This is a genomic window from Piscicoccus intestinalis NBRC 104926, assembly GCF_001515525.1.
GTDB classification, from domain to species: domain Bacteria; phylum Actinomycetota; class Actinomycetes; order Actinomycetales; family Dermatophilaceae; genus Kineosphaera; species Kineosphaera intestinalis.
Genome location: NZ_BCNQ01000061.1, coordinates 1 through 20,511 on the forward strand (window position 1 = coordinate 1; position 20,511 = coordinate 20,511).

Consider the following 20,511-nt stretch of genomic DNA (forward strand, 5'->3'; position numbering starts at 1 on the left):
CGCCGGGTGGACCGGCCGGGCCGTCGGGCGCACTCGACCCGGGCGGGCCGTCGAGAGCATGCGACCCGCCCGACTCCCGCGGGCCGGCGCCGCCCTGACCACCTCTCGGACCGCCTCCCGGACCGTCGGGCCCGCCTCCCGGACCGCCGCTCTGGCTCGGCGAGACCTGCGGCACGGGCACGGCGGCCAGCACCTGGTCGACGACGTCGCGGGGGCGCACGCCGTCGGCGATGGCGTCGAAGGTGAGCACGAGCCGGTGCGACATGACGTCGCCGGCCAAATCGGCGACGTCGGCGGGCAGCACGTAGTCGCGGCCGCGCAGCAGCGCCAGGGCGCGGGCCGCGGCGACGAGCCCGAGGGTGGCGCGCGGGCTGACTCCGAACTCGATGACGCCCTCGAGCGACTCGAGCCCGTACCGCGCCGGCTGCCGGGTGGCCATGACCAGCCACACCGCGTACTGCGCGATGGCGTGGTGCACGAACACGCGGTCGGCGGCCCGCTGCAGCGCCCGCACGTCGTCCAGCGTCAGGGTCTCCTGCGCCTGCGGCGGGTCGACGCTCATCCGCTGCAGGATCGTGAATTCCTCGACCTCCGTGGGGTAGTCGACGTCGACCTTGAGCAAGAACCGGTCCCGCTGGGCCTCGGGCAGGTGGTACACGCCCTCGGACTCGATCGGGTTCTGCGTGGCGAGCACGAGGAACGGGTCGGGCAGCGCGAAGCTGCGGCCGCCGATGCTGACCTGCTTCTCGGCCATGGCCTCCAGCAGCGCCGACTGCACCTTGGCGGGCGCGCGGTTGATCTCGTCGGCGAGCACGAGGTTGGCGAAGATCGGCCCGAGCTCGGTGTCGAACGACTCCGAACTGGGCCGCCACACGCGGGTTCCGACGATGTCGCCGGGCATGAGGTCGGGGGTGAACTGGAGCCGGTGAAAGCTGCCGCCCACCACCGTCGCCAGGGTGCGCACCGCCAGGGTCTTGGCCACGCCGGGCACGCCCTCGAGCAGCACGTGGCCGCGGGCGAGCAGGCCGACAAGCATCCGCTCGACCATGTCGTCCTGCCCGACGACGACGTGCTTGACCTCGAAGAGGGCCCGTTCCAACGCCCGCTCGAGCCCCGGCTCGGGACCCCGCGCGGGGCGGCTGTCGGCCTCCGCGCCGGCGGCTCGCTCGTCGGCGGGCTGCGAACCCGGTTCGCTCATGGGCGTTCTCCTTGTGCCATAGGTGTCGAGACGAGCCGTGCCACCGCGTCGAGGTAGCAGTACCCGTCGTCGCCCCAGTTCACCAAGCGCAGCTGTGAACGAATAGGAAGCCACGCTAGAAAATCGGTCGAAACCGCACCTGCGGAAGCCATTTCGCCCACTCGCGAAAAATCTCGCGCGGGGTGCGTGCTCAGAGTCGTTCGGGCGTGGCGGCGATGCGTTCGAGCAGGCGGGGGTCGGGTTCGCGGGCCGGCTCGACGACCCCGTGCTCGGTGACGATCGCGTCGATGAGGTCGTGCGGGGTGACGTCGAACGCGGGGTTGAAACCGCGGGCGCCGTCGGGGGCCACCCGCTGCCCCGCGACGAGCAGCACCTCCTCACCGGAACGATCCTCGATCGTGATGTCGGAGCCGGTGGCGGTCGCCAGGTCGACGGTCGAGCTGGGCGCGGCCACGACGAACGGCACGCCCGCGCGGGCACAGGCCAGCGCGAGCGCGACGGAGCCGACCTTGTTCGCGGTGTCGCCGTCGGCGGCGATGCGGTCGGCGCCGATGATGACGGCGTCGACGAGGCCGCGCAGGATCGTGCTGGCCGCGGCGCCGTCGGCCTGCACGACGTGCGGGATCCCGTCGTGGATCAGTTCCCAGCTCGTCAGCCGCGCCCCCTGCAGCAGCGGCCGGGTCTCGTCGGCATAGACGAGCTCGAGGGCGCCGCGGGTGTGCAGCTCGTGGATGATGCCGTAGGCGGTGCCCCACGCGGTGGTGGCCAGGGCGCCGGTGTTGCAGTGCGTGCCGATGCGGAGCCGGTCCCGGCCGATGCGGTGCCCGAGCCAGTCGGCGCCCAGCCGGGACAGCTCGCGATTGGCGGCCTCGTCCTCGGTGACGAGGCGCCGGGCGTCGGCGAGCACCGCGTCGCGGCCGCGGGCGGTCAGGGGCCGCACCCGGTCGACACCCCAGGCGAGGTTGACCGCGGTGGGGCGCGCGTCGCGGATGCGCTCGATGTGCATGGTGATCTGCGCGTCGGTCCAGCCCTCGCGGGCGGCCTGGTCGAGGGCGATGACGACGCCGAGGGCGCCGGCGGCCCCGAGGGCGGGAGCCCCCCGCACCGCGAGGGTGCCGATCGCCTCGACGAGGTCGTCGACGGTGGTGATCTGCAGGTAGGTCTCGTGCGCGGGGAGGGCCCGCTGGTCGAGCAGCCGGATGTGCGGAACCGGCTCATCGCGCCATTCGATCGCGCGTATCTCGTTGTCGCTCAAGGAACTTCACCGTCCGTCCGGGCTGCGGCAGGCGTTCGGCGCGACGGGGTGAGGCGCCGGGTCGCTGCTCGTCAGCCTGTCAGATCAGCGGCCGCCCGGCAGAGCGAAGACGAAGTCGGCATACATACTCGGCCGGCCCTGTCTATCGCGGTGGCATCACCGCAGGTCACGGCCGGGCTCGCGGACGACGCCGACGAGTATGTAAGCCAACTTCGTCTCTGCCCCGAGTGGCCCCCTGTTCGCGGGGCACGGGTCGACGATCGGCTCGCGCGCGTGCGGATCAGGTGTCGCCGGGCTGCACGGCCGAGCCGCCGTCGACGATCGTCACCTCGACGTTCTCGAAGCCCAGGCCCTTGAGCATGCCGGTCAGGGTGGTGATCGCGTTCTGCTCGGCGCGTTCTTTGAGCTCGGGGTCGGCGGCCGCGGCCTCGTCGAGCTGCTTGGTGGCCTGGGCGTACACGTCCTGCTGGGCGGCGGGGGTCTGGCCGACGGCGTCCTGGAGGCGGTCGAGCAGACCGCGGTCGGTGTCGTAGACCCGCGACTTCTCCGGGTCGAGGCGGGCCGGCGACAGCGTGGCCTTCGGCAGCACGATCTTCGCGGTCTTGCCGTCTTCGGAGACCTGGATGTTCTCGGGTGCGATCGCCCGCAGGTCGACGACGGCATCGACGGTACCCTGCGCGATGAACAGCGTGCGGGTGCCGCGCAACCAGTCGGGCAGGTTGCTGCCGGACTTGTCCTGCATCTCGACGATGACCTGCAGGTTGGCCGTGGCGGACTTCAACTCGCCCATGTCCTCGATCGACGTGACGACCGCCGTGCGGCCGCGTTCGTCGTCGCTCGGACCGGAGGTGAACCGGGGCACGAAGAACGCCAGGGCCACGACGAGGCACACGGCGGCGAGCACCGCCACCATCCAGGGCCACCGCGCCCGGCGCGGGCTCGGCCGTGCCGGGGAACCCGGGGCGCCCGGAGAGGCCGGGGAGCGTCCGCCCGGCGCGCCCGCAGCGGACCCGGCGACCGGCCGCTCGCGGCGCGAGCCGGACGAGGGGTCGGGGCGACCGGATGAGGGCATGGACATGTGGGCAGCCTAATCGCGGACCCTGGGAGTGGCCTCTCGGTGAACGTCCCCGAGGGCCGCAACGAGTCGCCGGCGACTCTTGACCCTCACACGGTGTCACCGCCGACAGTGGGGGCATCAGCCTCAACAAGCCCAACGAACCCAGGAGCCTGCGATGACCTCCACACCCCGCACCTACACCTTCGACTGTGCGAACCCCGCTGCGCTGGCGGCCTTCTGGTCGGCGGTCACCGGACGCCCGGTCGACCAGAGCCCCAACGAGTACGTCGCCGCGATCGGCATGTGGCCACGCGTCAAGGACGACATGGCGTTCCTGTTCCTCGCGGTGCCCGAGCCCAAGACCGCCAAGAACCGTTTCCACCTCGACCTGGAGACCGACGACCGCGCGGCCGAGGTCGCCCGTCTCGTCGAGTTGGGCGCCACGCACGTCGCCGATCACGACGAGTGGGGCATCTCCTGGAGCGTGCTCACCGACCCCGAGGGCAACGAGTTCTGCATCGCCGACGCCCACTGACCCCGACTCCCGCCGCCCACCGCCCCTGAGAACTGCGTGTCGTGATCAGGACTGCGGTTCGTCTCGCAGTCCTCACCGTGACACGCAGTTCTCACGGGCGATGTCATTCGGGGGGCAGCTTTCCGGGTTATCCACAGAGCTGCGAGAACGCCGTAGTCACTGCAGTGCGATCCGTGAGGCTGGTCGGCATGTCGACCAGGAGGCACCATGGAGATCATGACCGTCACGACCCTCGACAGCCGGCGCGAATGGACCCGGGACGACCTCGACCGGCTCCCCGAGGGTGACGGCCTGCGGTACGAGATCATCGACGGGCTGCTCGTCGTGAACGCCGCTCCGCGGCCGCGGCACCAGATGGTTCTCGCCGGGCTCTACGACGCCCTCCGAGCCCGATGCCCGGCACATCTGGTCACGCTGTTCGCGCCACTGGACGTCGTGCTCGACGAGCGCACGGTGCTCCAACCCGACCTGCTCGTTGCGCGCCGTGACCAGTTCGATGACACGGGCTTGCGCGAACGCCCGGAACTCGCGGTGGAGGTGCTCTCGCCCAGCAGTCGAGGTGTCGACCGACTCCTGAAATTCGAGCGCTACCAGCGTGCCGCCACCCCTGCGTATTGGCTGGTCGACCCCGACAGCCTGACCCTCGACGCCTACGAACTGCGCGCCGACACCTACGAACTGCTCGCCCGCGTGACCGGCGACCAGACCTGGGCCGCCACGATGCCGTACGCCGTCGACCTCACCCCCTCGAGCTGGCTCGCCTGAAAGGTAGCGGCACGGGGCCCGGACCCATTATTGACAACTAGCCTGTCATGTTGACAGGTTAGTTGTCGTGACTCGGGCAGAACGGCTATACGAGGTGCTCCGGCACATCCGGCCGGTGCATCAGTACTCCGCACACGCGGTCACCGACGCGCTCCGCGACCGGAACGTCACGATGCCCATGCGGGCGGTGCTCGAGCGGCTTCGCGACGCGGGTCCGCAGACCGTGCCGCAGATCGGGCGCTCGCTGTGGATCACCCGGCAGGGCATCCAAGCGATCGTCGACGAGGCCCGGCACCTGGGATACGTCGAGACCCGGCCCAATCCGCAGCACCGTCGCTCGCATCTCGTGGCACTCACCGACTCCGGCCGCGCGGCCTTCGATGCGCTGCACGCCGCCGAGCTGACCCGCCTCGACGCCATCGCCGCACGGCTCGATCCCGCCGACATCGAGGCCTGCGTGCGCGTGCTCGCTCGGCTCACCGACGGGCTCCGCGCGATGGTCGACCCGGCGACCTCCGACTCAGGCCCGACTCCCACCACAAACCTCGCCGGAGGGGACACGCGATGACCCAGACCACTGCCTACCTCGACGTTCCCGACGGTCGCCTCGCGTACGTCGAGGCCGGCGACACCGCGAAACCCCCGGTGGTGCTGCTGCACGCCGGCTACGTCGACCGCCGCATGTGGGCCCGCGAGCTCGCCCACCTGTCGCGACGGGCCCACGTCGTTGCCCCCGACGCACGTGCCCACGGCGCATCGTCAAGCCCGACCCGGGCCTTTCGGCAGTGCGACGACGTCGCCGCGCTTGTGCGGCACCTCGATCGCGGTCCCGCCGTGCTCATCGGAGTCAGCATGGGAGCCGGTGCGGCCGTCGACACCGCCCTGGAGCACCCGGAGACCGTCGCCGGCCTGGTGCTCAGCGGCGCGGGCACCAACGAGCCCTCGTTCACGGACCCGTGGGCGCTCGGGCTCTTGGCCCGCCTGCAGGCGGCGGTCGAGGCACGTGACCCCGCCGCGTGGATGGCCGCCGAACTGGAGTTCGCCGCCGGTCCGCACCGGGCGCTCGGTGATCTCGACGCCGATGTCGTCGCGCTGCTGACGACCATGCATGAGCATTTCGTCAGCACCCACGTGCGCCCCGGCGTCATGCCGCCGGACGTCGTGCGCGGCTCGTGGGAGCGGCTCAGTGAGATCACCGTCCCGACCCTCGGGATCGTCGGGGAGCTCGACGGCACCGACCACATCGCGATGTGCGAGCGCGCGATCGCCGGCGTCCGCGACGGCCGCGGCGTCGCGCGGATCGCCGGAGCCGGTCACTTTCCCAACCTTGAGCGGCCCCAGGAATGGGAGGCCGCCGTCGACCGGCACCTCGCCGCCCTCCTCGCCTGACTGCCATCGACGTTGCTGAGAACTGCGTCCCAGTTGGCGGCGGTGGCCGGCGACGGCGGAGACGGCGAGGGCGCCCGCCACCACCGCACCGCCGCCGAAGATCAGCGTCCAATGACCGGCCTGCGCCGCGGGGCCGGCCAGCGATGTGGCGACGCCGCTGCCGATGAACAGCGACGACGCGAACAGCGCGGCGACCCCGGCTCCGAGGAGCGCGGCCCGCATGACCGGCACGCGGCCCCACCGGTCCGAGGCGATGCCCCACAGCAGCTGGCCGCCGCCGTAGGCGAGGAAGTAAGCGCTGGCCACCCACACCGTGTGCGCAAGGCTGCGGCCCAGGTCGTGCGCGATGAGCACGATGACCGGCGCCACCGCGAACCGGTCGATGCTGCTGACGAACGACGCCGCGACGAGCACCCTCGGCGCCCGAACGTCGCTCGGAACTGCGTGTCGTGGTGAAGACTGCGGCACGGACCGCAGTCTTCACCACGACACGCAGTTTTCACGGTCGTTGGGCGTTGGGCGGAGGGGCGGTCGTTGGCGGCGGGCGTCAGGCGAGGTGGGCCAGGAGGGCGGCGCGGAACTCCTCGGGGCGCTCCAGGTGCGGGGAGTGCCCGACTCCGGGCAGGACGATCTCGCGATACGAGCCGCCCGCGGCCGCGTAGGCGTCGAGCACGCGTCGGGTCTGGGTGACCATCGGCTGCGGCGGCGCCACCGACTCGCCCGGCCAGCCGGGCAGCACGCCGAGCTTGCCGAGGTTGTTGACGTCCAGGCCCGAGGAGTCCGACACGATGACGTCCGCGTCGCCGCGCACCCACAGGATCGGCGGCTTCGGCGTCACGTCGACGATGCCCGACAGGTTGAGGTGCAGCGGCGACATCGTGTTGAGCACCCCGCGGTCGCCGGGCGCGAACCCTGGCCAGTTCGGGCTCGGGCGCGAGTCACCCGGGTAGTTGTCCGAGCCGGTCGCCGTCGTCAGCATCGACGTCACCCACAGCTCCTCGTGCTCGTCGCGGTGCCCGGCCCCCACGTACACCACCCGGTACGTCGTGCGCGGGCTGCCCGGCCCGTCGGAGCGGTCACCGCCGGCGAGCGCCTGCACGAACGCCGGATTCGCGCCCCCACCGCCGGAGCCCGCGCCGTCGGGGGTGAGCAGCGCGCCGTCCGCGGTCGTCGGCCCGAAGCCGAACGGGGAGACGGGGGCCTGCAGGGTCAGGCTCGCCACCGCCTCCGGGCGGGTGATCAGCACCTGCTGCACCACCCCGCCGCCCATGCTCCAGCCCACCAGGTGCGCGCGGTCGATGCCGAGCGCGTCGAGGGTGGCGAGCACGTCGTCGGCGAAGTCGCCCAGCCCGCGGGTCGCATCGACCGGCTTGATCTCGCTGTCGCCGAACCCGCGCAGGTCGATCGCGAGGCTGTCGCCGGGCAGCGAGCGCACGAGCGGCTGCCAGAACAGGCTCGACGAACAGTTGCCGTGCACGAAGACCACCGGCACGCCACTCCCGGAGGACTCGGACCGATGCTCGAGCACGTTGACCCGCAGCCGCGGGGTGTCGACCGTGCGGCTCGTGATGCCGGGCAGGAGGTTCTCGCTGGGAGTGCTCATGGCTCTACCTTGCGACACGGGCCGGCACCCGCGTGGGCAGAACACCCGGCGGGCCCGATCACCGCCCGCCATACGATGCCGGTGCCGACCAGTCCCGACCCGTGCCCGACCCCGAGCCAGCCAGAGCCCACCCAGAACCCGAGCCCAGGAGCCGCCGCGATGCCCGAAGGCCACGTGACCCACCGCATGGCCGCCGCCTACCAGCGCGAGTTCGGCGGGAGACCGTCGCGCAGCTCGAGCCCGCAGGGCCGGTTCGCGCAGGAGGCCGCGATCATCGACGGCCGCGCGCTGACCAGCGCCGAGTGCTTCGGCAAGCACCTGTTCCTCGGCTTCGGCGACGAGATCGTGCACGTGCACCTCGGCATGGCCGGCAAGACGCGGCTGCAGCGGGCCGAGGGCGGGGAGGACCTCGGCGAGGAGGTCACCGGTCTGGCTCCCGCCGACCCGCGCGAGCGTCCCGTGACCGGCGCGGTGCGCTGGCGGCTGGAGAACGACGACGCGTGGCTCGACCTCACCGGCCCTGCGGTCTGCGAGCTCATCGACGCCGAGGCCAAGGAGACGGTGCTGGCCCGCCTCGGCCCCGACCCGCTGCGCCCCGACGCCGACCCCGAGCGGGCCTGGGCGCGGGTGCACCGCTCGAAGCTGCCGATCGCGGCGCTGCTCATGGACCAGGAGACGTTCGCCGGCGTCGGCAACATCTTTCGCGCCGAATCGCTCTACCGCGGCCGGCTCGACCCGATGATGCCCGGCACCGCCCTGGCGCGCCGCGAGTTCGAGGCGCTGTGGGACGACCTCGTCGACCTCATGGCGTACGCCGTCGAGCACGGCCGCATCGACACCGTGCGCCCGCAGGACGACCCGGTCGCGACCGGCCGGGCCCCGCGCGTCGACCGGCACGGCGGGGAGGTCTACGTCTACCGCCGGGCCGGGCTGCCGTGCCACGTGTGCGGCACGCCGGTGAAGACGACGACGCTCGCCGCGCGCAACCTGTTCTGGTGCCCCACGTGCCAGCCGCTGTCGCGCCGCAAGGCCGCCGTGGCTGCGCGCCGCGCGGCGGCCGAACGGGCCCGGGCCGCCCGCGCCCGCCGCGGGTAGCCGGGGCGGATTGACCTCTCGCGAGTGGTCTATCGAGACACGGACGGCATCGGCGCAGGTCAGCGACCTGCAGCCGTCTCACGATGCGGCAGTGACCGCTCGACGGCCGCCGAGAGGTCACTACCCACACCTCTGTGCGGAACGAGCCGACCCGCGCCACCGACCGCCTACCGCGATTGCATCTGCGCCGCGAAGGCGGCGGGGTCGCGGGTGCGCTTGAAGGCGGCGACGCCGTTGGAGACGCCCTCCTGGAAGCAGGTGCCGCCGATCTCGCCGTGCGCGATCGACAGCAGCACCGTGCTGCTGCGCAGCGCCGCCGCGGCCCCCTGCTGATACCCGCTCAGCGACGAGACGTCGACGTCGGTGCGCACCGGCACCGAGCCCTTCTTGGCGTTGAACGTCAACGTCGCCGTCGGGTCGGCCGCGGCGGTCAGGAAGGCCATGCCGTTCTGCCCGTTGGGCGTGTTCGCGTTGATGACGAAGGCGTCGACGACCGCGGTGAACAGGCCCTCGGTGCCCGGATAGGGCACGGCGCCGAAGTCCTTGCCGTCCGTGGCCCCGGTGGCCGCCGCCTCCGCCTCGAACGAGTCGTTCATCGAGGCGAACGCGCACTCGCCGCGACCGAGCTTGGCGGCGGCCTCGTCCCAGGTCAGCGACGACGCCTGCGGGTCGGCCCGGTCGAGCACCTGGCCGAAGCGGTCGAGCGCGGTGCGGGCCTGCTCGCCGCTCCACGAGAAGGAGCCGGCGGACACCTGCTCCCAGCCCTGCGCACCGATCACCGACAGCAGGTTGTTCTCGAACAGCTCCACCGACGTGAACCGGTCGCGGCCGCCGAGGCACAGCGGCACGACGCCGGCGGCCTTGGCCTTGTCGAGGTCGGCGACGAACTGCTCGAAGGTGTAGCCGGCACCCGGCGCCGACACCCCGGCCTTCGTCAATGCCGCGGAGTTGAACCACAGCACATTGCCCCGGTGCGCCCCGGTCGGCACCCCGTACTGCTTGCCGTCGATGCTCATCGCCTCCAGGATCGGCCCCGGGATCGCCGAGCCCAGCCCGGTGTCGGTGTAGATCGAGGAGACGTCGCCGATCCAGCCGTAGTTGGCGAACGACTTCAGCGGGGCGCCCGCGAACGTCTGCCAGCAGTCGGGCAGGTTACCCGCGCGCAGCCGAGTCGCCAACGCGGTCTGCGAGTTCGAGCCGGCACCGCCGCTGACCGCGGTGTCGATGATCGTCGCGTTCGGGTGCTGCGCGCGGACCGCGTCGAAGAGCACCTGCAGCGCGGCCTTCTCGGAGCCGGAGGTCCACCACGTCATGACCTCCAGGTTGTCCGTCGACTGGTCCGTCGCCGGGGCGGGGGCGAGCGCGGCGCTGGAGCACGAGGCGGTGACGACGGCCGCCGTGACCGCCGAGACAAGAGCGAGGGCTCGCCGGCGACGGCGACCGCGGCGCTCGGATCCGGACTGCGCGCACAGGCTCACGAAGACGTCTCCCGTCCGTCGGCGGTTGCTGGCGGGTTCGAGACTAACCCCGGGCCGCGCCGCCGAGCGGCCTCGGCGCAGAGTGCACTTCACTGCGCCACGGCCGCCCGGGGCACCGCCTCGACGTCGCTCGACTCGCCGGTGGTCGATCGTCGATCAGGGCTTGAGGACCGGCGCGCCCGCCACCGACGTCTCCAGCGCCGAGACGAACGAGCGCTGGTCGCGGCTCGTCTTGTACGCGGCGACGCCGTCGTAGACGCCCTCCTGGAACCGGCTCCCGCCGAGCTCGCCGTGGGCGATCGACATGAGCACGGTCTGGGAGCGCAGCGCCTGCGCGGCCTGCTGCTGGTAGCCCGAGAGCGAGGCGACGTCGACGTCGGTGCGCACCGGCACCGAGCCCTTGATGCGGTTGAACTCCAGGGTCGTCGTGGGGTCGGCGGCCGCGGTGAGGAACGCGAGACCGTTCTGCCCGTTGGCCGTCTGCGAGCTGAGGACGAAGGTGTCGATGACCGCGGTGAACACGCTCTCGGTGCCGGGGTAGGGCACGGCGCCGAAGTCGGTGCCGTCGTGGGCACCGGCGGCGAGCAACTCGCCGTCGAACGAGTCGTTCATCGACGCGAACGCGCATTGGCCCTTGGCCAGCTTCTGGGCCGCCGCGTCCCAGGTCAGGGCGCCGGACTCGGGGTCGGCGTAATCGAGCACCTGCCCGAACCGCTGCAGGGCCGTGCTGGCCTGCTGCCCGTTCCAGTCGAACCGGTCGTTGCCGATGTCGGTCCACCCCTGCTCTCCGACGACGGAGAGCAGGTTGTTCTCGAACAGCTCCACCGAGGTGAAGTTGTCCTTGGCGCCCAGGCACAGCGGCACGACACCGGCCGACTTGGCCTTGCCGAGGTCGGCCAGGAAGGTGTCGAAGGTGTAGCCCGCCCCGGGTGTCGTGATGCCGGCCTTCTGCAGCGCGGCGGTGCTGAACCACAGCACGTTGCCGCGGTGCGCCCCGGTCGGCACGCCGTACTGCTTGCCGTTGACCGTGACCGCGTCGAGGATGTTCTGCGGCAGCGCCGACCCCAGACCGGTCTGGGAGTACACGGAGGAGACGTCGGCGGTCTGACCGGCGTTGGCGTAGGCCTTGGTCGGGGCGCCGACGAACGTCTGCCACACGTCCGGCGGGTCGCCGGCCTGCAGTCGGTTGGCCAGCGCGACCGCGACATTCGCCCCGGCCCCACCGGCCACCGCGCCGTCGGTGACCGTGACGTTGGAGTGCGCGGCGGTGACCGCGTTGTACAGCACCTGCAGCGCTGCGTGCTCGGAGCCGGAGGTCCACCACGACATGACCTCGAGGGAGTCGCTGGCCTGGTCGGCCTGCGGCGCGGAGGCGGGGCTGCCGCTGGAACACGCGGTGAGGGCCAGCGCCGAGGCGGTCAGGGCGGCGGCGGCCAGGGCGACGGTTCGACGTGTCGTGTTCACGACGTTCTTCACCAGTTCCTCACTCGTTGATCACTCGGCGGGGGCGGCGGCCGGGTGGCCACCGATCGGCTGGCGCTTGGCCTTGAGGTCGAACAGGGCGTAGCAGGTGACGACCCCGTAGCAGATCGCCGGCACGATGAACGAGATCGCCGGGCTGGTGCTGTCGAGGACGCGGCCCTGCACGAGCGGCATGATCGCGCCGCCGACGATCGCCATGACGAGCCCGGCGGCGCCGAACTTCGTGGCCGGACCCAGACCCTTGAGGGCCACGCCGTAGATCGTCGGGAACATCAGCGACAGGCAGAACGAGAGGCCGACGACGGCGGCGACACCGGCCATGTTCGGCGAGACCATCGCGAACAGGCACAGCGCGACGGCGAGGGCGCCGAGCACGAGCAGCACGATCGTGGCCCGCACCTTGCCGATGACCCACGTCATGATGAACCGCGAGACGAGGAAGATCAGCAGGCTGACCTGCAGCAGGTAGCCACCGAGCTGGAGCGAGCCGTTGATGGCCTGCTGGGTGTACTGGATGATGTACGTCCACGTGCACACCTGGGCGGCGACGTTGAAGAACTGCGCGATGACCCCGTAGCGGTAGTGCCGGTTGCGCCACAGCTGCCCGACCACGGCGCCCGCCGACGAGGTGTCGCCCGCGTCGGGGAACTCCTCGCGGATCTCGGGCTCCTTGACGACGGCGATGATGATGAGGATCGCGACGAGCGCGACGCCGAGCCCGATGTACGGGCCCATGACGGCGGTGAGCTGGTCGGCCCGCACCTGCCGCAGCTGCTCGGCCGACATCGCGCTGGCGTTCACCTCGGCGTCGAGCTTGGGCAGGATGAACACGGCCGCGAGCAGCACGCCGAGGTTGGTGCCGACCGGGTTGAAGGCCTGCGCGAAGTTCAGGCGGCGGGTGCCGGTCTCTTCCGGGCCCAGGGAGATGACGTACGGGTTGGCCGAGGTCTCCAGGATCGAGCAGCCCGCGGCGATGGCGAACAGCGCCGCGAGGAAGGCGCCGTACGTCATGATCTGGCTCGCCGGGTAGAACGCGAACGAGCCGAGCGCCGCCAGGCCGAGCCCGACCGTCAGCCCGGCCTTGTAGCCGAACCGCGCGTTGATGAGCGAGGCCGGGATCGCGAGCAGGAAGTAGGCGCCGTAGTACGCCAGCTGCACGAGCGAGGCCTGGAACGTGCTCATGTCGAAGATGCGCCGGAAGCCCGCGACCATCGGGGTCGTCAGGTCGGCGGCCACACCCCAGATGAGGAAGCAGCACGTGATCGCCACGAACAACAGACCCATGCCCGGGTACAGGAGCTTGTTCTCGCGAACGGTGTTGTTCTGCTCGGGCTCAACCTCAGTGGCCACCGTGCGCTCCCGTCGTCGGGCGATATGACCTTCGGCACACTAGTCCTGGCGCGCTTGCAAAAGGGGGCCTGCGGTCCCTGTTATTCGCCGATCTCACAGGAGTATTGGCCGGAGCCGGAGGCGGGTCTTAGGCGCGGGCCGAGACCGCGGGTCGGAGGCGGGTCGGACGCGGGCCGGAGCCGCGGGGTCGGAGGCGGGTCTGAAGCGGGCCTGCTCGGGTCGGTTACCGCCGGTTACCACCGCTGCGACGAGTGGGTGGCGAGCCGGTCCACGGCGTCGAGGGCGGCCACCTTGTACCCCTCCGACAGCGTGGGGTGGTTGAAGACCGCGTCCGCGAGGAAGTCGACGGTCCCCTCGCAGCCCATGACGGCCTGCCCGATGTGCACGAGGTCGGCAGCACCGGATCCGAACACGTGCACGCCGAGCAGGCGACGGGTGCGCGCCTCGACGATCAGCTTGAGCAGCCCGTCGGCGTCGCCGGTGATCTGCCCGCACGCCAGGTCGCGCTGCCGCGCCAGCCCGACCACGTGCCGCACCCCGGAGCCGGTCAGCTCGGCCTGGGTGGCGCCGACGTAGGAGATCTGCGGGATGGTGTGCACGACGATCGGCGTCAGCGGCGGCATGGCGCGCGTCGGCGCCCCCATCGCGTGGTGCGCCGCACGGCGGCCCTGCTCCATCGCGGCGGCCGTCAGCGTGGGAAAGCCGATGACGTCACCGACCGCGTAGATGTGCGGCACGCTCGTGCGGAAGTGCTCGTCGACGGCGATGCGGCCGCGGTCGTCGGTGCTCAGGCCCGCGTTCTCCAGCCGCAGCCGCGAGGTCGCGCCCTGCCGACCGGCCGAGTAGAGCACGGTCTGCGCGGGGATCCGACGGCCGCTGGCCAGGTGCGTCACCGTGCCGTGTTCGCTGACCCGCACCGACTCCACACGCTCGGTGAACCGGAACGTGACCCCGAGGTCGCACAGGTGAGTGTGCAGGGCGTCGACGATCTGCCCGTCGCAGAAGTCGAGCATGCCGGTGCGCTGCTCGACGACGAGCACGCGGGTACCCAGGGCGGCGAAGATCGAGGCGTACTCGATGCCGACGAGGCCGGCGCCGACTACGACCATCGAGTCGGGCACCCCCTCGAATGCGAGCAGGCCGTCGGAATCCACGACTCGGTCTCCGCTGAACTCCACGCCCGCGGGGCGAGCCGGCGTCGTGCCCGGAGCCAGCACGATCCGCTCGGCGCCGACCCGGTAGTGATCGGCGCCGACGATCTCCAACGTGTGCTCGTCGACGAAGTGGGCCGTGCCGGTGAGGATCTCGACGTGGGCGCGCAGCAAAGCGTCACGCAACACCTCCGCCTCGCGGCCCAGCAGGTAGCGGGTGCGAGCCGACAGCTGGTCGATGGTGATCTCCCGGTCCGCCTCGGTGCGCTGGCGGTCGGCGCCGTCGAGGTCGCGGGCGGAACCGCCGTGTGGCGCGAGCCCGTAGGTCGCAGCGGCGGCGCCGGAGGCAGCGCGCTCCGGAGACGGGCCGCGCTCCCGACGGCCGTACCCGTCGGTGCGGGAGGGTCGCGGACCGTGATGGGCGCTGTGGTGCGGCTCGGCGGCACCGGCGTCGCGCCGATGGCCGGCCAGCGACAGCACCGCCTCCCGAAGGATGCGGGTGGGGATCGCGGCGCGGGCGGCATCGGGGGTGGCCGGGTCACGCCGGTCGATGAGCGCCACCCGCCACCCGCGCCGGGCGGCGGTGATCGCGGCATGTCGCCCGCCGGGGCCGTTGCCCACGACGAGCAGGTCGTAGTCGTGCATCGTTGGCTCCTGACGGTTGTGCCCGCCGCAGGCCCGCGGGCCCGGCGGTGGCCAGGTGGCGTCGGCGTCGACCGAGGCGCCGACAGGTCGACGTGTTGACATGGTCGCGTACGGCGCCGCCCGTGGCCATCCGAACCGGGCTCCTCGCCTCGATCGGGTGACGCGCGGGGTGTTCGGTGCGGGTGGCTGCGAGGCGCTCGCGCGCAGTCCGTCGACGTCGGCCACTGCGGTGGGCCTGGGGCGTCATTACGCTGGCACCACGACGGACAGGAGGCACGATGGTCGGGAGATTCTCGTCTCGAGAGTCGATCTACCGCGAGCCCCGCAGCGGGCGGGCGCGGTGGATCGTCCCGCTCGTGACCTTCGTGCTGGGCGCGCTGCTGGCTGGCGTGGGCGTCGCCCTCGTCATGCGCGGCGACGACGCCCCCGCGGTGACGGCCACCCCCTCCCCGACGCCGACGACCACCTCGGAGTCGGAGCAGGTCGCGGTGCCGCGGGCCTGCCTCAACATCGCCGAGGGGGCCCAGGACCTGCAGGTGCTGCTCGACCGGGCGATGGTCGCCGCCCGCGACCTGGACGCCGCTCGGCTCTCCCGCCTCGTGCGTCAGATCGACACGCAGCAGAGTTCGCTGCGCGACGACACCGAAGTCTGCCGGCGCGGCGTCGCCACGGCCACCGCCGTGCCGACGCAGCAGACCGTGACCTCCACGGTGACCTCGACCCCGACCGTCACCTCGGCACCGGCCACTACGGCCCGGCCCAGGTCGACCGCGCGGACCACCCCGCGGGCGACGACCCCGGCTCCCCGGGGCACCTCCGGCTGACTCGAGCCGGCCGCACCGCCCCTCCCCGACCCGACCGCCTCGGGCTGACTCGACCGCCTCGGGCTGACTCGATCGTCAGCGCGATCGCGGGCGCCAGAGGGCGCGCAACTGCTGCTTGCTGTAGCGGTCGGCGTCGATCTCGTCGCGGCGGCGGCTGCGGTCGAAGGGCAGCAACCTCTTGTTGTGCCACGCGGCGTGCAGGCCCATGAGCGTGAGCATCGCGGGCATCATCACCGAGCGCACGAGGAAGGAGTCGATGAGGATGCCGACGCTCATGGCCACCGCCAGCTCGTGGAACGAGGTGACCGGGATGACGGCGAGCATGCCGAAGCTCACCGCGAGCGCCAGGCCCGCGGTCGTGATGGCCTTCGACGTCTCCGGCATCGCCTGCCGGATCGCCTCTCGCAGGGTCATGTCGCGCGCCAACTCCCAGACGCGCCCGACGCCGAAGATGTTGTAGTCCGACCCGAGCGCGACGAGCAGCACCGCGGCGGCGAACGGCACGTAGAACGTCAGCCCTTCGTGCCCGAGGAGGTCCATGAACACCCAGGTCGTGACCCCGAGCGACGCCGTGAGGGCCAGCACGCTCGACAGGAGCAAGAACAGCGGCGCGAGCAGCGCCCGCAGGAAGATCGCCAGCAGCGCGAAGTTGACGAGGAAGCCGACGATCGCGATCCGTTTGAGGTCGTCGACGGTGCCGGAGACGAGCCCCTCGGCGAGCGCGGTGTCGCCGGTGAAGCTGTACGCGTAGCTCGGCAGCCCGGCCTGTGCCCCCAACTGGGGTAACCGTTCTCGCAGGTCGGCGAGGTTGGCGATCGCCTCGGCGCCCAGCGGCGTGTGGTCCAGGACGATCATCATGCGGGCCGCGTCACCGTCTCCGGCGAGCATGAGGTTGGGGATGCGCGGGAACTGCTGACGCGGCCCGATGACGCCGGCGACCCCCGGTTCGTCACTGACCAGCCGCTGCAGCTCGATGAGCTGCTGCTCGTTGGAGGTGACGCCGTCGCCCTCGATGAGCAGCGTCGTCGGCGAGGTGATGCCCGGGGCGAAGCCCGCGACCGCCGCGGCGTTGGCCTCGCTCACCGAGTTGTCCGCGGGCAGGGCCCCGGCGAAGTCGGCGCCGAGCTTGATGTTGAACAGCGGCAGCGAGGCGGCGACGAGCACCACGGTGCACCCGACGACGGCCAGCACCGCCGCGGGTTTGCGCACCATCGTGTTGGCCAGCCACGTCGTCACCCGCGAGGAGCCGGTCTCGACGGCCGAGCGCTCGTCGTCGGGGTCGAGCAGGCGCGGGTCGCGGCGCGGCCAGAACACCTTCGGCCCGAGCACCGACATGAGCGCCGGCACGAGCGTGATCGAGATGAGCAGCCCGACGAGGATGGTCACGGCCATGGCCGGGCCGAACGCGTGGAAGAACTGCTCCTCGGCGACGAGCAGCACGGCGGTCGCCGCCGCGACCGTGATGCCGGCCGCGAAGATGATCGGCGTGTACGACCCGACGGAGGCGACGATCGCCTCCTTGACGCTGCCGCGGTTCTTGCGTAACTCCGCCCCGAAGCCGACGACGTAGAACACCGTGTAGTCGGTGACGATGCCGAGGATGAGCGCGACGAGCAGCGGTCTCAGCTCGGTCGGGGCGCCGACGTTGAGCACCTGCGAGACCGTCGACAGCAGCCAGGTGGTCGCGAACACCGCGATGCCGGAGGCCCCCAGTGCGAGCAGCGGCACGACGATCGAGCGGAACGCCAGGCCGACGAGGATGAAGATCGCGCCGAGCGTGAGGGCCTCGACCTGGGGGATGCTCTGCGACAGCAGCCACCCCTGTTGGGCCCGCGCCGGCACCGACCCCGCGACCCCGATGACGTGGTCTTCGGGCCGGTCGAGGAAGCGGTAGTAGTACTGCCGCGCCGCCGTGTGCTGGTCGCCGAAGTCGGCGTCGGGCGACATGAACAGGTAGGTGATGACCGTCGTGCCGACCTCGGCCTGCCCGTCCATCCACCGCACGGTGTTGGCCAGCGGCAACGCGCCGAGGATCGGCGCCCCCACCGGGTGCTGGTTGATCGAGATGGCGTCGAGGATCGACTCGGCCTGCACCCCGAGCGACAACCCGTTCGGGTCGTGCTGCACGACGGCCGTTCGGCTCGACAGCGGGTACCCGAAGTGGTCGACGTCGCGGATCTCCGCCTGCGCGGCGGCACCCGACAGCGGCATGAGGCTCTGGCTCTCGTCGCCCCCGCTGAAGTCCGGCGGGTGGGTGAACAGCCAGCCCGCGACGATGAGCCAGATGAGCAGGATCGGCCAGCGCAGCAGGTAGGTCAGCGAGGCGTAGCCGCGCAGCATACGCTGCAGCGACCCACCGGAGACGGGGTGGTCGGAGCGCCGCGACCGGCCCGGCTCCGGCGGGTCGGGCGAGGCGTCGGCGGACCCGCGGGTGCCGGACGACAGACCAGTCATCCGCGTACCTCACCCCCCGCCTTCGCCGTGTCCGAACAGCACGATAAGCCTGCGCGTCGCGCTGGTCGCCCGCAAGGGCGAACCCAGCGTGAGGACGGACGCTCAGAACTCCTTTGTCGCGTCCTGAGTCTCGTTGATCCGCACGAAGTCGAGATGCCGCTCGTACTGGTCGAGCACGTCATGGATGAGCTGCGACTGTGAGTAGCCCATGATGTCGTAGCCCGCACCGCCGTCGTCGAGGTAGACCCCCAGGCGAGTGGTGCGTTCGCGCGGGGCCGCGACCGCGCGCTGCCCCACGTGCCAGACGTAGGAGCTCTCCGGACGCACCTGGTACACGAATCTGCTCTGATCGGTGGCCGAGGTGGTGCACAGTTCGATCGCGCCGTCCTCGTCTGTGCGGCACGTTGCGGGCACCCCCCGCTCGCGCAGCTCGGCCGCGACCTCAGCCAGCGCCGGCCCGACGACCTGCGCCAGGTACTCGTTGGCCTCGACGTCGTCGACGTGCTGCAGTGCCCGGCCCAGACGCGCCTTCCACGTCGTGGCCAGCTGGTGTTCGCGCTCCCCGCCGCTGCGCCCGGCGAACATGTTCGGGAGCCGGTGCCGCGCCGACTCGGTGCGGTAGGCCTCCACGCGCAACGCCTTGTAGAGCCCGAACATCACGAGCATCATGACGAAGCCGAACGGTAACCCCATGATCACCGTCGCACTCTGCAACGCGGGGATGCCGCCGACGATGAGCACGGCCACGGTGAGCAGGCCGGTGGCCGCGGCCCACACGATGCGCAGCCAGGGCTTGCCGTCCTGCTCGGCGTGCTCGAGGTAGGAGCAGAGGTTGGCCATGACCAACGCGCCGGAGTCGGCGGAGGTGACGTAGAACAGCAGCCCGACGAACGTCGCGAGACCGATGAGGAAGGTGGCGCCCGGGTAGTACGTGAGCAGGGTGTAGAACCCCTGTTCGGGGGCGCTGACGGTGAGCTCGCCGAAGGCCGCGTCGCCGTCGCGGATGCGGTCGATAGCCGAGTTACCGAAGATCGAGACCCACATGACGATGTAGCTGAACGGGATGATCATCGTGCCGGCGACGAACTGGCGGATGGTGCGGCCCTGGCTGACGCGGGCCAGGAACATGCCGATGAAGCTCGCCCACGCGATCCACCAGGCCCAGAAGAAGAGGGTCCAGCTGGCCATCCAGTCGACGGGCTGGTCGTAGGCGAAGGTGTCGGCGGTCATCGACGGGAAGCTGGAGACGAGGTCGCCGATGTTCATGACGACGGCGTTGAGCAGGAACTGCGTCTTGCCGGTGACGAGCACCCACAGCGCCAGGCCGATGGCGAGGACGACGTTGAGCTGGCTGAGGAACCGGATGCCCCGGTCGACGCCGGTCGTCGCGGAGATCGCCGCCATGACGACCGCGATCACGACGAGCACGGTCTGCACCGGCAGGCCCGCCTCCCACCCGAACAGCAGGTTGAGGCCGACGGACAGCTGCACGACCCCGATGCCCAGCGAGGTGGCCACGCCGAAGATCGTGCCGAGGATCGCCGCGGTGTCGACCAGATGCCCGACCCAGCCGTCGAGCCGCCGCCCCAGGATCGGGTACAACGCCGAGCGCACGGCCAGCGGTCGGTCGAGCCGGTAGGCGAAGTACGCCATCGCCATGCCCATGAGCGTGTACATCGCCCATCCGGAGAGGCCGTAGTGGAACAGCGTCCAGGTCGTGGCCTCCTTGGCGGCCTCCAGCGTGCCGCCCTCGATGCGAGGCGGGTTCAGGTACTGCGCCACCGGCTCCGCCACCGAGAAGAACATGAGGTCGGTGCCGATACCGGCGGCGAACAGCATGGCCGCCCAGCTGAACGTGTCGTACTGCGGCCGGGAGTGCTGCGGGCCGAGCCGCACCTCGCCGTAGCGGGAGATCGCGACGCCGATGACGAAGACGACGACCGCCGTGGCCAGGCCGATGTAGAACCAGCCGAACCAGCCGGCGGTCCACCCGACGGCGACCCCGAGCACCTCGGCCGCGTTGGTCGGGTCGGCGATGCACCAGATCGCGATCGCGAGGATGCCGACGATCGAGCCGAAGAACACGATCCGGTTGAGCACGCGGGCGGGCTCGCCGGGCCGCGTCGGGGGACGCTCGGCGGGGGTCGCTGCGGTATCGGTCATCGGGGTCTCCTGTCGAGCGGGTTGGCCTCGGGCGGTGTGAGTCCCGCGAATCGGGACGGTGGTTCGG

At 71.5% G+C, this 20,511-nt stretch carries 16 protein-coding genes and 1 pseudogene; 6 read left to right on the forward strand and 11 right to left on the reverse strand.

Annotation, left to right across the window (positions count from 1 at the left end; genetic code table 11):
• The 3 genes from PINTE_RS11085 to PINTE_RS11095 all read right to left on the reverse strand — a co-directional run.
• Positions 1–1,198, reverse strand: a 1,198-nt coding sequence (locus PINTE_RS11085) for an AAA family ATPase (RefSeq protein WP_157087185.1), incomplete at its 3' end; no start/stop codon positions are given.
• Positions 1,199–1,388: 190 nt separating this feature from the next.
• Entirely contained in the window at positions 1,389–2,453 is a 1,065-nt protein-coding gene (gene mtnA, locus PINTE_RS11090) for an S-methyl-5-thioribose-1-phosphate isomerase (protein ID WP_068430239.1), read from the reverse strand.
• Between the two features lie 280 nt (positions 2,454–2,733).
• Complete coding sequence (locus PINTE_RS11095) at positions 2,734–3,531, reverse strand: DUF4230 domain-containing protein (RefSeq protein ID WP_157087186.1); 798 nt, start codon at positions 3,529–3,531, stop codon at positions 2,734–2,736.
• A 154-nt stretch (positions 3,532–3,685) separates the two neighbouring features.
• Here PINTE_RS11095 and PINTE_RS11100 point away from each other — a divergent pair, with 154 nt between their 5' ends.
• The 4 genes from PINTE_RS11100 (at position 3,686) to PINTE_RS11115 (ending at position 6,199) form a co-directional block, all read left to right on the forward strand.
• Entirely contained in the window at positions 3,686–4,045 is a 360-nt protein-coding gene (locus tag PINTE_RS11100; RefSeq protein WP_068430245.1) for a VOC family protein, read from the forward strand.
• A gap of 207 nt (positions 4,046–4,252) precedes the next feature.
• The gene (locus PINTE_RS11105) at positions 4,253–4,810 is read left to right on the forward strand and encodes a Uma2 family endonuclease (RefSeq protein WP_157087187.1); all 558 of its coding nucleotides are present in this window, start codon (positions 4,253–4,255) and stop codon (positions 4,808–4,810) included.
• 67 nt (positions 4,811–4,877) lie between these two features.
• Positions 4,878–5,378 carry a MarR family winged helix-turn-helix transcriptional regulator gene (locus tag PINTE_RS11110; protein WP_157087188.1) on the forward strand — a complete coding sequence of 167 codons (501 nt, stop codon included), beginning with the start codon at positions 4,878–4,880 and terminating at the stop codon, positions 5,376–5,378.
• Positions 5,375–6,199: an alpha/beta fold hydrolase gene (locus PINTE_RS11115; protein ID WP_068430251.1), complete on the forward strand. Its 825-nt coding sequence runs from the start codon at positions 5,375–5,377 to the stop codon at positions 6,197–6,199. The genes PINTE_RS11110 and PINTE_RS11115 overlap by 4 nt, the downstream gene beginning before the upstream one ends.
• 132 nt (positions 6,200–6,331) lie before the next feature.
• Here PINTE_RS11115 and PINTE_RS25055 read toward each other — a convergent pair.
• A pseudogene (locus tag PINTE_RS25055) lies at positions 6,332–6,667 on the reverse strand (MFS transporter); the annotation flags it as partial.
• Between the two features lie 79 nt (positions 6,668–6,746).
• The gene (locus PINTE_RS11120; protein WP_068430254.1) at positions 6,747–7,802 is read right to left on the reverse strand and encodes an alpha/beta fold hydrolase; all 1,056 of its coding nucleotides are present in this window, start codon (positions 7,800–7,802) and stop codon (positions 6,747–6,749) included.
• A gap of 159 nt (positions 7,803–7,961) precedes the next feature.
• On the opposite strand from PINTE_RS11120, the gene PINTE_RS11125 reads away from it, so the two are divergent.
• On the forward strand, positions 7,962–8,897 hold the full coding sequence (locus PINTE_RS11125) for an Fpg/Nei family DNA glycosylase (RefSeq protein WP_068430257.1): 936 nt from the start codon (positions 7,962–7,964) through the stop codon (positions 8,895–8,897).
• Positions 8,898–9,064: 167 nt separating this feature from the next.
• Here the strand turns inward: PINTE_RS11125 and PINTE_RS11130 are convergent, their stop codons facing one another.
• The 4 genes from PINTE_RS11130 to sthA all read right to left on the reverse strand — a co-directional run bounded on the left by PINTE_RS11130 (position 9,065) and on the right by sthA (position 15,003).
• Positions 9,065–10,375: an ABC transporter substrate-binding protein gene (locus PINTE_RS11130; protein WP_217996569.1), complete on the reverse strand. Its 1,311-nt coding sequence runs from the start codon at positions 10,373–10,375 to the stop codon at positions 9,065–9,067.
• A 156-nt stretch (positions 10,376–10,531) separates the two neighbouring features.
• Positions 10,532–11,851 (reverse strand): ABC transporter substrate-binding protein, encoded by a 1,320-nt coding sequence (locus PINTE_RS11135; RefSeq protein WP_217996570.1) that lies wholly within the window; start codon positions 11,849–11,851, stop codon positions 10,532–10,534.
• A gap of 18 nt (positions 11,852–11,869) precedes the next feature.
• A complete protein-coding gene (gene fucP / locus PINTE_RS11140; RefSeq protein ID WP_068430260.1) occupies positions 11,870–13,207 on the reverse strand; it encodes an L-fucose:H+ symporter permease in 1,338 nt (445 codons plus the stop codon).
• A gap of 233 nt (positions 13,208–13,440) precedes the next feature.
• Positions 13,441–15,003 carry a Si-specific NAD(P)(+) transhydrogenase gene (gene sthA, locus PINTE_RS11145; protein ID WP_068430263.1) on the reverse strand — a complete coding sequence of 521 codons (1,563 nt, stop codon included), beginning with the start codon at positions 15,001–15,003 and terminating at the stop codon, positions 13,441–13,443.
• Between the two features lie 356 nt (positions 15,004–15,359).
• Between sthA and PINTE_RS11150 the strand changes: the two genes are divergently transcribed.
• Positions 15,360–15,827 (forward strand): hypothetical protein, encoded by a 468-nt coding sequence (locus PINTE_RS11150; protein ID WP_157087189.1) that lies wholly within the window; start codon positions 15,360–15,362, stop codon positions 15,825–15,827.
• A 75-nt stretch (positions 15,828–15,902) separates the two neighbouring features.
• Here the strand turns inward: PINTE_RS11150 and PINTE_RS11155 are convergent, their stop codons facing one another.
• Both PINTE_RS11155 and betT read right to left on the reverse strand, forming a co-directional pair.
• Complete coding sequence (locus tag PINTE_RS11155; protein WP_068430270.1) at positions 15,903–18,281, reverse strand: MMPL family transporter; 2,379 nt, start codon at positions 18,279–18,281, stop codon at positions 15,903–15,905.
• Between the two features lie 102 nt (positions 18,282–18,383).
• On the reverse strand, positions 18,384–20,444 hold the full coding sequence (betT, locus tag PINTE_RS11160; protein WP_068430273.1) for a choline BCCT transporter BetT: 2,061 nt from the start codon (positions 20,442–20,444) through the stop codon (positions 18,384–18,386).
• Between the last annotated feature and the right edge of the window lie 67 nt (positions 20,445–20,511).